Source organism: Paraburkholderia monticola, assembly GCF_001580545.1.
In the GTDB taxonomy this organism is placed as follows: Bacteria; Pseudomonadota; Gammaproteobacteria; order Burkholderiales; family Burkholderiaceae; genus Paraburkholderia; species Paraburkholderia monticola.
Genome location: NZ_LRBG01000002.1, coordinates 221,237 through 235,372, shown reverse-complemented (window position 1 = coordinate 235,372; position 14,136 = coordinate 221,237). Strand labels below are relative to the sequence as shown.

Annotated in this window: 10 protein-coding genes; 5 read left to right on the top strand and 5 right to left on the bottom strand. The window is 64.5% G+C overall.

Annotated features, from left to right (window positions below):
- Positions 1-9: 9 nt before the first annotated feature.
- The 3 genes from CI15_RS03135 to CI15_RS03125 all read right to left on the bottom strand — a co-directional run bounded on the left by CI15_RS03135 (position 10) and on the right by CI15_RS03125 (position 2,852).
- Positions 10-588 (bottom strand): YqgE/AlgH family protein, encoded by a 579-nt coding sequence (locus tag CI15_RS03135; RefSeq protein ID WP_027196846.1) that lies wholly within the window; start codon positions 586-588, stop codon positions 10-12.
- Between the two features lie 310 nt (positions 589-898).
- On the bottom strand, positions 899-2,305 hold the full coding sequence (locus CI15_RS03130) for a FimL-related protein (protein ID WP_062124247.1): 1,407 nt from the start codon (positions 2,303-2,305) through the stop codon (positions 899-901).
- Positions 2,306-2,681: 376 nt separating this feature from the next.
- Positions 2,682-2,852 carry a rubredoxin gene (locus CI15_RS03125; protein ID WP_006047743.1) on the bottom strand — a complete coding sequence of 57 codons (171 nt, stop codon included), beginning with the start codon at positions 2,850-2,852 and terminating at the stop codon, positions 2,682-2,684.
- Between the two features lie 353 nt (positions 2,853-3,205).
- Between CI15_RS03125 and CI15_RS03120 the strand changes: the two genes are divergently transcribed.
- Together CI15_RS03120 and cysC are read left to right on the top strand one after the other, a co-directional pair.
- Positions 3,206-4,069 (top strand): hydroxymethylpyrimidine/phosphomethylpyrimidine kinase, encoded by an 864-nt coding sequence (locus tag CI15_RS03120; RefSeq protein WP_062124246.1) that lies wholly within the window; start codon positions 3,206-3,208, stop codon positions 4,067-4,069.
- Between the two features lie 742 nt (positions 4,070-4,811).
- Positions 4,812-5,450: an adenylyl-sulfate kinase gene (cysC, locus tag CI15_RS03115; protein ID WP_062124244.1), complete on the top strand. Its 639-nt coding sequence runs from the start codon at positions 4,812-4,814 to the stop codon at positions 5,448-5,450.
- 202 nt (positions 5,451-5,652) lie between these two features.
- Here the strand turns inward: cysC and groL are convergent, their stop codons facing one another.
- The gene (gene groL / locus CI15_RS03110; RefSeq protein WP_062124243.1) at positions 5,653-7,293 is read right to left on the bottom strand and encodes a chaperonin GroEL; all 1,641 of its coding nucleotides are present in this window, start codon (positions 7,291-7,293) and stop codon (positions 5,653-5,655) included.
- A 53-nt stretch (positions 7,294-7,346) separates the two neighbouring features.
- On the bottom strand, positions 7,347-7,637 hold the full coding sequence (gene groES, locus CI15_RS03105) for a co-chaperone GroES (RefSeq protein ID WP_007178996.1): 291 nt from the start codon (positions 7,635-7,637) through the stop codon (positions 7,347-7,349).
- Between the two features lie 1,094 nt (positions 7,638-8,731).
- On the opposite strand from groES, the gene CI15_RS03100 reads away from it, so the two are divergent.
- The 3 genes from CI15_RS03100 (at position 8,732) to CI15_RS03090 (ending at position 14,127) form a co-directional block, all read left to right on the top strand.
- Entirely contained in the window at positions 8,732-9,994 is a 1,263-nt protein-coding gene (locus CI15_RS03100; RefSeq protein ID WP_062124242.1) for a porin, read from the top strand.
- An 87-nt stretch (positions 9,995-10,081) separates the two neighbouring features.
- Positions 10,082-12,796: an autotransporter outer membrane beta-barrel domain-containing protein gene (locus tag CI15_RS03095; RefSeq protein WP_062124241.1), complete on the top strand. Its 2,715-nt coding sequence runs from the start codon at positions 10,082-10,084 to the stop codon at positions 12,794-12,796.
- 56 nt (positions 12,797-12,852) lie between these two features.
- On the top strand, positions 12,853-14,127 hold the full coding sequence (locus tag CI15_RS03090) for an alginate lyase family protein (protein WP_062124240.1): 1,275 nt from the start codon (positions 12,853-12,855) through the stop codon (positions 14,125-14,127).
- Positions 14,128-14,136: the final 9 nt, after the last annotated feature.

The following is a 14,136-nucleotide window of genomic DNA, read 5'->3' as shown; positions in this document are numbered from 1 at the left end:
CGCGGCCCCTCATGCGTGCCCGGCCTCGCCCGACAGCATCGACAGCGACACGCCGAGCAGCGCGAGCGCCGCTTCGAGACGATCTTCGGCGGGCACGTCGAAAACGATCTTCGGATCGGCCTCGACCGTCAGCCAGCCGTTCTTCGAGATTTCATCCTCGAGCTGACCGGCGCCCCAGCCGGCGTGACCGAGCGTCAACAGGAAACGTTCCGGACCGGTGCCGCTCGCGACGGCCTCGAGCACGTCTTTCGACGTGGTCATTTCGAGCCCGCCCGGCACCGACATCGACGACGTGTACGCGCTGCCGCCTTTCGGATCGTGCAGCACGAAACCGCGCTCGGTTTGCACCGGGCCGCCGAAATACACGGGAACATGGAGAAGCGGTTCGATCTCGAGCTTCAGATCGATGCGATTGAAGAGCGCCTGCAGGTCGATATCGGTCGGCCGGTTGATCACGAGGCCGAGCGCGCCGCGCTCACTGTGATCGCAAAGGTAGACCACCGTTCCTGAAAACGTCGGATCGGCCATGTTCGGCATGGCGATCAGGAACTGGTTGGTCAGATTGATGCGATCGGTACTCTTGGACATAGTTCGGATTTTAGCAAAGACGATGCGGGATGGCGGGCTGCTTTGAGCTTGGCAACGCGCGGCGTTGCATGCGAGGTGGGGCGCACCATCTACGCCGGATCAGGTTGAACTTTATCACGCGCGCGGCTTGCGCCATGCCGCGAGCAGGCGCCGAAATACCGCGCAGAACGGCGCGTTCGGCGCACCTGGCGAAGTGCGCGGAATTATGTCCTGTCACAAACGGTTTCCGGGCGTTCTGCACGCGTCAGTCGATGCGTTGTAGACGCAAGTCGCGGGCCAGCCGGGCGTTCTGTCTCCCCCAGCTTGCGACTTACGCGCCTCCTTGCTCGATCGCGCGCGTGAGCGCGGCAAGTGCCGCCTGCGTGAGGCTGCCGTTGGCTGGCGCGACGCCCGCGGCGACCTTGTGCAGCGTCGCGCGCAAGGCCTCGGCGGCCTGTTCGAGCGTATTGGCCGGCGGCGCGCCGACGATCACGTGCGCGCGCACCGCCGGCGTCGCGACGCCCGCATGCGCGCGACGCCGCCATGCGAGACCGAGCGCATCGGCGAGCAGCGCCACGTGACCGAGGCCGAGCGCGCACGCCGCCGAGCCGAGCCGGTAGGCGGCGTCGCCCGCCTGCAGCGCTTCGCTCGGGTCGGCCTTCTCCGGCTGATCGGCCGCGCGGGCATGGGCGGCGAGCGCCTCGATCGACGCGTCGGCGGTCTGCAGAAAGTCTTCATACGCGTTCGCATTGACGCTCAGCACGCCGAGATCGCGCGTGTGCGGCAGCGACTGCGCCGCGAGCGCGCCCGCCTCCCACAGCGCCTCCGACGACTGCGTGCCCGCCACGTGCCAGTCGACGGTCAAGCCGTAATCGTGCAGCACCTCGACCTGGTCGGCGTCTTGCGCGGCCGCGCCGAACAGCGCGTAGTCGCGCCACAGCAGCGCCAGGGTCGCGCGCACCAACGAACGCGGCGCGCGCTCGATGCCATGCGCGTGATCGGCGAGCGCCAGGTTGCAGCGCGCGTAGAAGCGCCGCGCGTCGATCTCGCGAATCGCGTGGCCGCGCGTGCGCAGCGCCTTCGCGCAGGCGCGCGCGAGCCGCCAGAAATCGTAGGGATCGGGGCCGGCAAGTTCGGCGAAAACGGTGTCGAGCTCGTCGAGCGCGGCGTTCGTGACTGCGAGCGCGACCGCACTGCCCGTCTCGGCTTGCGAGCGCAGCACCGGCAGCAACGCGCGCTCGTAGCGCGCGCGCAAATGCGCGAGCTGATCGGCCGATCGCGCCTGCAGCGACGCCGGAGGCACCGGCCGCGCGCACAGCGCGAGGTCTTCGAACGCGACGGCGGAGCCCGGCGTGGGTTCGACGAGTTGCGCGCACAGTTCGCGGTAATGGGTGAATAGCGTCGGCGAACAACTGAGCTCGCGCAGATTGTGACGTTCGAGCGCCGCGCGGAAATCGTGCAGCGCCGCGCCGAACACCGGCCGCGCGCTTTCCGCTTCGGCTGGCTCGCCGCTCGCGAGCGGCGAGAGCCGCACGAGCGCGTCGGCGAAACGTTGCGCGCTCAGCCAGCCCGCCGTACGCAGCGCGTGCGACGCACGCAGCAGCGCGGCGCCGCTCTCGTCGCGCTGCTCGAACGCGAGCGACGCCTCGGCGAGCGCCAGTTCCGCGGGGCGGACCGCGCCGCCGCGCGGGTTCGGCAGTGCATCGAGGGAAACGGGTGCAGCGGATCGAAGAGTCATGGGCAGGCGACACGAAGCTGACGGGGCCGTCGCTTCGCGCCGCGTGCTGAGTGATCGGCCAACGCGCGAACCGGCGACAGGACAATGACAGACTACCGTTGCGACACGGCGCGCCCGGCGATGTTCCGCGCCGGCGCGCTCAGACAGGCGCCGGGCGCGCCGGACGCATCAAGCGATTGCAGCAATTGCGCGGCGGATGACGCCGCTGACCTTCGGGATCGAAGTTCAAAGTCGAGGTTCGGGACCGAACCTCGGGACCCGGTTTTCGGGCCGAAGCTTCCGGCGAGTCGCACGACCCCATGAAACCGCGGCGCCGGACCAACCGGTCAAGCTAGGCAAACGATCCCACCGGCCGAGGCCGGCGGCTGACCGGGCTTCAGATCTGGACCATTTCGAAGTCTTCCTTGCGCGCTCCGCACTCCGGACACGTCCAGTTGATGGGAACGTCTTCCCAGCGCGTGCCCGGCGCAATGCCTTCGTCGGGCAAGCCGGCCTCTTCGTCGTAAATCCAGCCGCAAATCAGGCACATCCAGCTTTGATATTCCATTCTTGTGTCGCGTCGTTGAGTCCGTGGAAGCGGGAGCCATGATGGTACCGTGTTGCCGCCCCCATGCCTAGCAATCGAAAACGCGCAATCGTAGCGTGCACCGGCCTTCGACGGCGTGGCCGCGCGGCAGTGGCGGCAAGCCGGCAGCGCGATAGAGGGCACCCTCGGGCAAGCTCGTGACGGAGTCAGGGCAAGCTCGATGCGATCCCGCGCCGCCCCATCCCGCCCGTGGGCCGTGAGGGAGCCGCGAGCGCGGCCCGATGCGCGAAAAAACGCCCTCGCCGCGGTTTAGGCCGCATAATTGAACCAATTGCGCAATTTGCGCCGAAATCCGCTTTTCTTTATCCATTTTCATGCCCAGCGACACACCCCCGATCGTCCTCACCTTCGGTCTCTCCGATCCCACCGGCGGCTCCGGCCTGCAGGCGGACCTGTTGACACTTGCCAGCATGGGCTGCCACGGCGTTTCCGTGCTCACGGGCTATACCGTGCGCGATTCGGCGAACTGCGACGAAGTGACCGGACTCGACCCGGACACGGTCGCCACGCAGGCGCGCATGCTGCTTGAGGACATGCCGATCGCCGCGTTCAAGGTCGGCGCATGCACGCGCGCCGAAGTGGTGAGCGCGATCGCCGAAGTGGTCGCAGACTACGACGACATTCCACTGATCCTCGCCCCCGACTTCACGCTCGACGACGAACACGTGCTCGCCGCCGACGAACTGCGCGAAGCGATCGCCGATCTGCTCGCGCCGCAAACCACGCTGCTGGTGGCCGACTCGGCCACGCTGCTCGCGCTCGCCCAACCCGACGGCGACGCGGAGGCACCGAGCCTCGACGCCGCGATCTCGCACCTGCTGTCGCAGGGCTGCGAGTACATTCTGTCGACCGAAACCGGCACGCACCGGCTCGTCAACACCCTCTTCAGCGAGGACGGCCAGTTGCGTCAGGACATGTGGGACCGCGCGCCCCATCGTTTGACGGGCCTGACCGATACGCTCGGCGCGGCGATCGCCGCGCTGCTCGCCAACGGCCAGGAACCCGCTGAAGCGGTGCGCGAGAGCCAGGAGTATCTGTATCAGGCGGTGCGCAATGCGTTCCGGCCAGGCATGGGGTCGTACATGCCCGACCGCTTCTTCTGGGCGCGTAGCAGCGACGACGATGAAACCCCGCCCGCGCAAGGCACAGGCGCGGCGCCCGGAGAAGCACGGCACTGACCTTGCAATTCGCCAGCACCCAGTGAAAACCCGCTCTTGAGCGGGTTTTTTATTTGATGCTTTATTCGCAAATTATGCGAATGTTCATTCGATTTGCCTCGAAAATTGATAACGCAGATCAGTTCCACTTATCGATGCTGCGGTGTTTTGTGCACATTTCAATTCGCTCACAAATTTGTTTCGCGTAACAGCATGATGCCGGTTGGGTTTTCGTAAGCGAACGTTTTATTGCGTAATGAAACGTTACAACGTCATTGAGAGCATGCGGCTAGACTTTTACCCATCACCAGTAGTCATATGTCCACGCATGTCATTCCCGACCTTTTTCATCCATCCACCGAAATGCGGCGCTCGACCGTCATTTCGTTTTTTGATTTGAATAAAGGTAATGACCGCGTGATTCAATCCGAAATAGATCAGCTCGATAGTTCGCACGTCTATAGCGCGACGGCGTAGTGGATGGCTGGGCGGGTCGACCTGAGCGAACCGGAGCAGCAGGTCCCGCTCGAGGTGCGAGTCGGCACGCAAATCGTCGCGACCGGCCACAGCGGCTTGCCGCGGCCCGACATAGCGAGCGCCGGCTATCCGAGCGCACACAGCGGATTTTCGATTCCACTGCCGGAGGCACTCCGAAAGGCTTTCGCGTTACCATCGCGGATTCCACCGAAAGCCTGCATAACGCCGGTACGTGGAGGCAAGGCTGGCACTGCGAATGAGCCAGAAGAATCAGGAGAACCTATCCATGCAAGAGCCGCCCCACTTCGTGCAACGCTTCCACGGCAACATCGCGGTGCAGGATCGCATCCGCATGTTCGGCCAGAAGCCCGCCACGATCTGGCTGACCGGCCTGTCCGGTGCCGGCAAATCGACGCTCGCGTTTGCGCTCGAGGAGCAGTTGATCGGGCTCGGTCACGCCTGCTATGTGCTCGACGGCGACAATATCCGCCATGGCCTGGCCAGCGACCTCGGTTTCGAGCGCCACGACCGCCGCGAAAACATCCGCCGCGTGGCGCACGTCGCCCAACTGATGAACGACGCGGGCTTGATTGTCATTGCGGCGCTGATTTCGCCGATCCGCGAAGACCGGGCGATGGCGCGCGCGATCATCGGACCCGACAGGTTCGTCGAGACCTATGTGTCCGCCCCGCTCGCCACCTGTGCGAGCCGCGATCCGAAAGGCCTCTACGCGAAAGCGAAGTCTGGCGAGATCAGTTCGTTCACCGGCGTGTCCGCGCCCTATGAAGCGCCGACCGACCCCGACTTGCACGTCGACACAGGGACGCTGAGCCCCGCGGAAAGCGTCGCGCAGATCTTCCATTTCCTGCGCGAAAAGTGTCTTGAAACATCGGCTCAACGTAGCGCCCAAACGGCAGGCGATTGACCCGGACCGAGGGCGTCAGGAGACGCTCGCCAGGAACCACGTTAACGCCGGACCCAAAAGAAAAAACCCGCATAAGCGGGTTTTTTCTTTTGGGAAAGCGCGCCTCGCAGCGCACTCCCCACATGGACTTCCAGCCGGGCCTCGTCGGCGATCCAGCCGCGGTGGTTTGACCACGCAGCCGGACCACGAGGCCCGAGCGGAATTACATGTCCATGCCCATGCCGCCCATGCCGCCGGGCATGCCGCCAGGCATCGGTGCATCTTCCTTCGGCAGTTCGCAGACAGCTGCGTCAGTCGTCAGCAGCAGGCCAGCGACCGAAGCTGCGTTTTGCAGCGCCGTGCGCGTCACCTTCGTCGGGTCCACGACACCTGCGTCGACCAGGTCGACGTACTCGCCGGTCGCTGCGTTGTAGCCGTAGTTGCCATTGCCAGCCGAAACAGCTGCCACCACGACGCTGGCTTCTTCGCCACCGTTCGTGACGATCTGGCGCAGCGGCTCTTCCATTGCGCGCAGCACGATCTTGATACCTGCGTCCTGATCGGGGTTAGCGCCCTTCAGGCCAGCGATTGCCGTACGTGCACGGATCAGCGCGACGCCGCCGCCTGCCACGATGCCTTCTTCCACAGCTGCGCGCGTTGCGTGCAGTGCGTCTTCGACACGTGCCTTCTTTTCCTTCATTTCGACTTCGGTCGCAGCACCGACCTTGATCACTGCAACGCCGCCTGCCAGCTTGGCAACGCGCTCTTGCAGCTTTTCACGGTCGTAGTCCGAGGTCGCTTCTTCGATCTGCTTGCGCACTTGCTTGACGCGAGCTTCGATGTTCGCTGCTTCGCCAGCGCCGTCGATGATCGTGGTGTTTTCCTTGCCCACTTCGATGCGCTTCGCCTGGCCCAGTTCAGCCAGCGTTGCCTTCTCGAGCGTCAGGCCGGTTTCTTCAGCGATGACTTGACCGCCGGTCAGGATCGCGATGTCTTCCAGCATGGCCTTACGACGGTCGCCGAAGCCCGGAGCCTTGACAGCAACGGTCTTCAGGATGCCGCGGATGTTGTTGACGACCAGCGTTGCGAGCGCTTCGCCTTCGACGTCTTCTGCAATGATCAGCAGCGGACGGCCAGCCTTCGCGACTTGCTCGAGCACCGGCAGCAGATCACGGATGTTCGACACCTTCTTGTCGTGCAGCAGCACGAACGGGTTCTCGAGCACGGCGACTTGCTTATCCGGGTTGTTGATGAAGTACGGCGACAGGTAGCCGCGGTCGAATTGCATACCTTCGACGACGTCCAGCTCGTCTTGCAGCGACTTGCCGTCTTCGACGGTGATCACGCCTTCCTTGCCGACCTTGTCCATTGCTTCAGCGATGCGGTCGCCGATCGACGAATCGCTGTTCGCCGAAATCGCGCCGACCTGGGCGATTTCCTTGTTGGTCGTGCACGGCTTGCTGATCTTGCGCAGCTCTTCGATTGCTGCCGCGACGGCCTTGTCGATACCGCGCTTCAGGTCCATCGGGTTCATGCCCGATGCGACGTACTTCATGCCTTCGCGGACGATCGATTGCGCGAGAACCGTAGCGGTCGTCGTGCCGTCGCCCGCGTTGTCGCTGGTCTTGGAAGCAACTTCCTTGACCATTTGCGCGCCCATGTTCTGGAGCTTGTCTTTCAGTTCGATCTCTTTAGCGACCGACACACCGTCCTTGGTGACCGTCGGGCCGCCGAAGCTGCGCTCGAGGACCACGTTGCGGCCCTTCGGACCCAGCGTGACCTTCACGGCGTTGGCCAGAATGTTCACGCCTTCGACCATCTTGGCACGGGCGGAATCACCGAATACGACGTCTTTAGCTGCCATCTTCTAACTCCTTGAATTCTTTGGATATAACCGGGGAAGTAGCGACTTTGCGCTTACTTCTGCACCACGGCCATGATGTCTTCTTCGCGCATCACGAGCAGTTCGTTGCCGTCGACCTTGACGGTCTGGCCAGCGTACTTGCCGAACAGGACGCGATCACCGACCTTCACGTCGAGCGCGATTTGTGCGCCCTTGTCGTCACGCTTGCCCGGGCCGACTGCGAGGATTTCGCCCTGATCCGGCTTTTCCGCTGCGGCTTCGGGGATCACGATGCCCGACGCGGTCTTGGTTTCTTGATCCAGACGCTTGACGATCACGCGATCATGCAAAGGACGAAGGTTCATACATACTCCTCTCTGATTGAGACTGAAGAACGCTGAGAAAAACCCGGCTGGCCGAGCCAACCGGCGATGTTGTTAGCACTCTCGTGCAGCGAGTGCTAATTATATGGACGGGTGGTGACAAATTCAAGAAGTGGGGAGTAGCGGCCCGGCGGACGGATGTCGAGACTCACTCAAGTTTGACCCGGCAACCCCATCCCGGCGCAGCAGTGACTCGTTTCCACATAAAAACAATCACTTACGGTCGAGATCTCGGTTCTGCAGCGCCGCGCATGCACGGCGGCCAGGACCACTGGCGCCCGCATGCGCCCAAAAGCTTATGCTAAACAGCGGCTACCCAGGGTAAACACCGCAGCGAGTCGCACTTCGACGCTACGCTCGTCGAACCGTGACGTTGCATGGCGCTATGAAAATGTAATAAAGTGCCGCGCGGCCGGGGGAGCGAAATTCACCGGTCCAGTTTCATAGGAGAAACGCATCCGGTATTGCCGCGAGCGTTTGTCCGCTCCGGAACCGTAAGAGGGCCCACAGTGCTCGACTACCGCACTGCCCCACACCTGTGTGCCATCCCTGTCTACCTGAACAAGAACAGCTAATCGGCTACGTGGCGCCGCCCGTGGCTTCTGATCGTCGCGCCCCCCTCCTACGCCCTCCATTGCCAGCGCCGCGCCCGCCGCGTCCCCGCGTTGACCAACGGCCCTGGAGCGCAATGCTTTCAAGAGCGAAAAGCCCGAAATAGGAAAACGTTTGTCCTTCGGTCTAGGGGCACCAATTTTCATGGTGGATTCCCGAATGGGCGTGTTTTCCGATCTATGCGTCAGCTCAAAAAAAGCCGACAACATCAGAAATACGCCGTAACCATAGGGATTTCACGATACCGGTCACGTGCAATCTCTCGCGTTGAGCTTGCCAACCACCGTTTCCATCATTGCGATTTCTGTTGACACTCAAGCGGCGAAACTTGAGAATAGGAAATCGTTTTCTAAGGCGTGTCATACCACTCTCGGCGCAAAACGTCCGCGCTGAAGGTGGGGAGGGTCCGGGTGGCATCAGGCAGCACGGGCAGGCGAGCGCATAGAAGAAAAACTGGAGACCAGATGAAAAAAGAAATATTCGCGGCGGTGTGCGCCTGTTTTCTCGCAAGCGGGTCCGTGTCTGCACAGGAAGGCCAGAGCAAGCTCGGGGCCGAAGAGGCGCAGTCGCCCCTCGGCTACGATCTCGTCAGCCAACCGGTCTCGGGCGACGGCATGCCGATGACCGGCAACGCGGTGCAGCTGTACGGCCTGCTGACACCGACGATCGCTTACACCAAGTCGACGGGCGCGCGCAGCCCGGGCGTCAACGGCCCGGCCGCGGTCCGCTTCGCGAGCAACGGTTCCTTCTGGGGCATTCGCGGCACCGAAGATCTCGGCGGCGGCTGGCAGGCGATCTTCCAGTACGAGAACACGATCAACCTCGGCACCGGCACCAACACCAACGCCAGTGGCACTTTCGCCGGCCGCGACACGTTCGTCGGCGTACAGAGCGACAAATTCGGCGTGCTCGAGATGGGCTACCTGACCTCGCCGCTGTACAACACGGTGGGCATCTACAAGTTCCTCGGCGACCAGTTGCCGATTGCGAGCACGACGACGCTGATGACGACGCTCAACGGCACGTCGCTGCAGTTCAACCAGCGCGTCGCGGGTGCGGTGCTCTACTCGACGTCGAAAGATTCCGAGGGGCTGGTCGGCCACTTCCTGTACAGCAATAACCAGTCGGATCCGTCGGACGATACCCCCGCTGGCCGTGTGTACACGTTGTCGGGAAGCTACGGCGCGGGCCCCCTCTATCTGCAATACGTCTATGAGTCCCGCCTCGATCAGAACAAGCTGGCGGCGAGCGGAAACGACTGGGACCATCGCATCGTCGGGCGCTATTCGTTCACGCCGACGTTTGCCGTCGCGTTCGGTCTGGACTATGCGGGCTCGGACGGCACCTACGGCAAGAAGGCCGCCATGGGCGACGGTCGCGTCTCCCGTCAGGCAGCGACGATCAGCTTCGCGAAGAACCTCGGACGCCACGAACTGATCGCGTCCTACGGTATCGCCCGCGGACTCAACTGCAGCGGGGCAGCCGCCAATGTGAGCGCCTCGTGCCTTACCGCCAACCAGAGCAGCACCGGCGCGCAGCAGGCCTCGCTCGTCTACGAATACCAGTTCAGCAAGCGCACGTCGGTCGCGACCTATGTGAGCCGTATCTGGAACCGCAGCCAGGGTCTCTACGATTTCGACTCGACACCGGTCGTGCAAAGCGTCAGCGCGAGAAGTCCCGGCGCGGATCCGCTCGGCTTCGGCGTCGGCATCCTGACGACCTTCTGATAGCCGCCCTGCCGGGCTCGGGTGATGCATCTCGAAAATGCCGCGGGCGGCCGCGTTGCTGTCTCGCCAAGACATAACGGATAACAAATGAAAACGACACAATCGCGCGCCGTCGGGAAGCGCAATGCTTCGGCGCGGTCCTCCTCGGGTATCGATACCTCGTTGCGCCTGAACGCGCTGTCCGCGTTGCTGGCGGTGGTGCTGCCCGCGCTCGCGAGCCAGGCGGCGTACGCGCAGTCGTGCGCGAGCGGTCAGATCTTGCCGGGGTCGCCGGCGAATTCGGGTTGCGCGGCCAACGTCACGAGCGGCACGACGCTCAGCGCCACGACGATCAACTCCGGCGGCAAGCAGACCGTTACAGCCGGCGGCGCAACGACCGCGACCATCGTCAACAGCGGCGGCAGTCAGACCGTGTTCGGCACCGATACGTCGGCGACCATCAACAACGGCGGCAAGCAGTTCGTGTCGTCCGGCGGCGCGACGATCTCGGCGACGATCAACAGCGGCGGCACCCAAACCGTGTTCGGCACCGACACGTCGGCGACCGTCAACAACGGCGGCAAGCAACTCGTGTCGGCCGGCGGCGTGGCGATTTCGGCGACCGTGAACAGCGGCGGCAGCCAGTCCGTGAACGGCATCGTCTCGGCGGCGACCATCAACAACGGCGGCAAGCAGGCGGTGCTGTCGGGCGGCAGCGCGATCGGCACGATCATCGGGTCGGGCGGCTCGCAGGCGATTTCGGCCGGAGGCGCGGACTTCAACGCGATCATCAATGGCGGCGGCAAGCAGGCGGTGTCGTCGGGCGGCGTGGCGACCGGCGCGATGGTGATGTCCGGCGGCTCGCAGTCCGTGAGCGCGGGCGCGGTGGCCAATGGCACGGTCGTCAATGGTGGCGTCCAGGCCGTGGCCTCCGGCGGCATGGCGACCAGCACGGTCGTCAACGCCGGTTCGCAAGCGGTCAGTGCGGGCGGCAGCGCGAGCGGCACGATCGTCAACAGCGGCGGCGTCCAGGTCGCGGCGGGCGGCGTCGTCAGCGATACCGTCGTCAATTCGGGCGGCAGCGCGTCGGTCGCGAGCGGCGGCACGGCGCTGAATACGACGGTCAACGCGTTCGCCCGCCAGACCGTGACGAGCGGTCTCGCGGTCAATACGGTGCTGGTTGGCGCGGTCTCGTCGGGCGGTACGCAGTACGTGTCGGCGGGCGGCAGCGCGCTCAACACGTCGGTCGGCCTGAAGGCACGTCAGACCGTCTACGCGGGCGGCGTGGCGAGCGGGACGCAGGTCTTGTCGGGGGGCTCGCAGACGGTGTCGAGCGGCGGCCAGTCGTTCGCGGCGAACATCGCCAACGGTGGCTCGCAGTTCGTGATCGGCGGCGGCACGGCGACTGGCACCACCGTGGCGGCCGGCGCGTCGACGACGCTGTACGTGGGCGGCGACACGGCGAGCGGGCCACTGGCGGGCCCGGTGTTCGCGTCCGGCAACGTGCAGGGCACGCTGGTGCTGGCGACGACCTCGGCGCTGGCGGTCACCGGCAACGCGAATGCGAGCGCCAACGCGCTGGTGCTCAACGGCGGCAACGTCGTCTTCAACGCCCCCGACAGCGCGGGGTACAAGACGTTCGTCATCGACGGACTCAGCGGCAGCGGCGCGTTCACGCTGAATACGCAGATCGGCAGCGGGCAGACCGACAAGCTCGTCGTCAACAACGGCACCGGCAATTACACGCTGAACATTCAGGACAGCAGCACGACCACGCCGAAGGGTGCGCGGGTCCTCGTGGTCGGTGGCACGAACGACAGCGCCACCTTCACATTGCCGAACGGCACGTTCGACGTCGGCGCGGAGAAATTCGGCTTGCAGAGTGTCGACGGCCAGTACTACATCTACGACACCGGTCTGCTCGGCGATGCGGCGTCCGTGGCGCAGGCCGTGCCGGGTGTCGCGACGATGCTCTGGTACAGGCAGATGGAGCAGACCTCGTCGCGATTCGCGGAATTGCGTGACGGCGCCGACCAGGGCTTGTGGGTGCGCGCGTACGGACAGCGCATGACGCTGGAATCGGTCGGCGTGGAGTCGACCTCCAATGTGTTCGGCGCGCAATTCGGCCGCGACCTGCGCTTCGCACGGCCTTACGGCAACTGGTATCTCGGTTTGACGGGCGGCGTGGCGGAGGCGCGGACGACCGCCGGCAACAGCGGCACCGCGAACGTCTATCCGTTCAACGTCGGCCTGTATGGCGGCCTCGTGGGCAAGGACGGCTGGTTCACCGACGCATCGGCGGGCTATCTTGGCCAGTCGAATTCGCTGTACGTGACGGGCGTCGGCAACACGAACAATGCCAGCTATAACGGCAACGGCTTCTCCGTGACGCTCGAAGGCGGCCGACGCATGAACTTCGCCGGCGGCTGGACCATCGAGCCCCACGCCGGCATCGACTACCTGCGCGCCAATTCGAATTCCTATCTCTTCGACAGCGGCACGCCGGTGGACCTGGCGGCCCATGGAGCCACCATCGCGACGGTGGGCGCGACGCTCAGCAAGGCCGTCACGTTCGGGCATACGAACCTGCAACCGTACTTCTCGCTGAACGGCATGCACGCGTTCAACAACGAGCAGACGGTCACGGTGGCGGGTATGCCGATCAACTCGCAGACGCCGTCGAACTGGGGCGTGGCGACTCTCGGCGTGAGCGGATCGCTGAATCAGAGCGCGCGTCTTGCACTGAATGTGAGCTACGCGAAGGGGCAGCAGCACTACCAGAGCCCGGTCGCCGTGACTTTGGGCTTCTCTTACCGGAAGTAACGGCAACGCCGCCGGCCGCGCAGCGCAGCGCAATCCATCTTGATCGAGGCATGTGAATGAGCAACCGATTCAACCGTTTCCTTGTCGCGGGCGCGTGTCTCGCCCAGCTGGCGGCAGGCGGCGCACCTGTGCTCGCGGCCACGGCGCCGCAGCCGGCCGTCTACACGCTGGATGCGGGCGCGCTCGCCGATGCGAAACGCCGGCTCGCAGCCGACGATCCGGCGTTGCTGCCGAGCTATCGGAAGCTGCTGCACGACGCCGATCGGGCGCTCGCCACGCGGCCGTTCTCCGTGACCGAAAAAGGCACGCTGCCGCCGAGCGGCGACAAGCACGACTACCTCAGCATCGCGCCGTACTGGTGGCCCGATCCGTCGAAGCACGACGGTTTGCCCTACGTCCGCCGCGACGGCCGGATCAACCCGGCGGCGAAGAACAACGAGACGGATTCGAAGCGGATCGAGAATTTCTCCGACGCGGTCGGCGCATTGGGCATCGGCTACTACTTCTCCGGTGACGAGCGCTATGCGCGGCATGCGGCATTGCTGCTGCGTACATGGTTTCTGGATCCCGCCACGCGCATGAACCCGAACCTAAAGTACGCGCAGGCGGTGATGGGCATCAACGACGGACGGGGCACCGGCATTATCGATACGCGCCATTTCTGGCAGGTGATCGACACGATCGGCCTGATCGAACCGTCGGGGGCGTTGAGTGCGGAGGAAGTCGCGGGGCTGCACCAGTGGTTCACGGACTACACGAACTGGATGCTGACGAGCAGGAATGGCCTTGACGAAGCCGCGTCGCGCAACAACCACGGCACCTACTTCGACGAGCAGGTGGTCGACCAGGCACTCTTCACCGGCGATCGCGAGCTGGCTCGCAAGACGCTGACGGAAGCGCTCGCGCGGCGCATCGACGTGCAGGTCCGCCCGGATGGCAGCGAGCCGCTGGAGCTCGAACGGACCCGCGCATTTCATTACTCCACCTTCAATCTGCAGGCGCTGTTCCGGATGGCGCGCTTTGGCGAGCTGGCCGGGGTCGACGTATGGCATTATCCGGACCCGGCGCGACCGGCGTTGCGTGACGCGCTCGCCTACCTGACGCCATATGTGGTGAAGCCGTCGACGTGGCCGTACCAGGATATCCAGGGCGTCGCCTACGCCGATTACCTGCCGCTGCTTCTGGCGGCCGAGCGCGAGTATGGTCCGCAACGCGGCGACGACGCGGCGCTCGACGATCTGCGCGGGCGCCTGTCGAATGCACGCGACTGGCTGCAATGGCCGCTCGAAAAGAACGACGCGCAGACCTCGAAGGTTTCGCGCGGCGAGTAAGCGAATAAA

Excerpts from the sequence above, each read along its gene's own strand:
- CI15_RS03090 (WP_062124240.1), top strand. The coding sequence starts at position 12,853 with ATGAGCAACCGATTCAACCGTTTCCTTGTCGCGGGCGCGTGTCTCGCC.
- groES (WP_007178996.1), bottom strand. The coding sequence starts at position 7,637 with ATGAACCTTCGTCCTTTGCATGATCGCGTGATCGTCAAGCGTCTGGAT.
- groL (WP_062124243.1), bottom strand. The coding sequence starts at position 7,293 with ATGGCAGCTAAAGACGTCGTATTCGGTGATTCCGCCCGTGCCAAGATG.
- CI15_RS03135 (WP_027196846.1), bottom strand. The coding sequence starts at position 588 with ATGTCCAAGAGTACCGATCGCATCAATCTGACCAACCAGTTCCTGATC.
- CI15_RS03120 (WP_062124246.1), top strand. The coding sequence starts at position 3,206 with ATGCCCAGCGACACACCCCCGATCGTCCTCACCTTCGGTCTCTCCGAT.
- CI15_RS03100 (WP_062124242.1), top strand. The coding sequence starts at position 8,732 with ATGAAAAAAGAAATATTCGCGGCGGTGTGCGCCTGTTTTCTCGCAAGC.
- CI15_RS03130 (WP_062124247.1), bottom strand. The coding sequence starts at position 2,305 with ATGACTCTTCGATCCGCTGCACCCGTTTCCCTCGATGCACTGCCGAAC.
- cysC (WP_062124244.1), top strand. The coding sequence starts at position 4,812 with ATGCAAGAGCCGCCCCACTTCGTGCAACGCTTCCACGGCAACATCGCG.
- CI15_RS03095 (WP_062124241.1), top strand. The coding sequence starts at position 10,082 with ATGAAAACGACACAATCGCGCGCCGTCGGGAAGCGCAATGCTTCGGCG.
- CI15_RS03125 (WP_006047743.1), bottom strand. The coding sequence starts at position 2,852 with ATGGAATATCAAAGCTGGATGTGCCTGATTTGCGGCTGGATTTACGAC.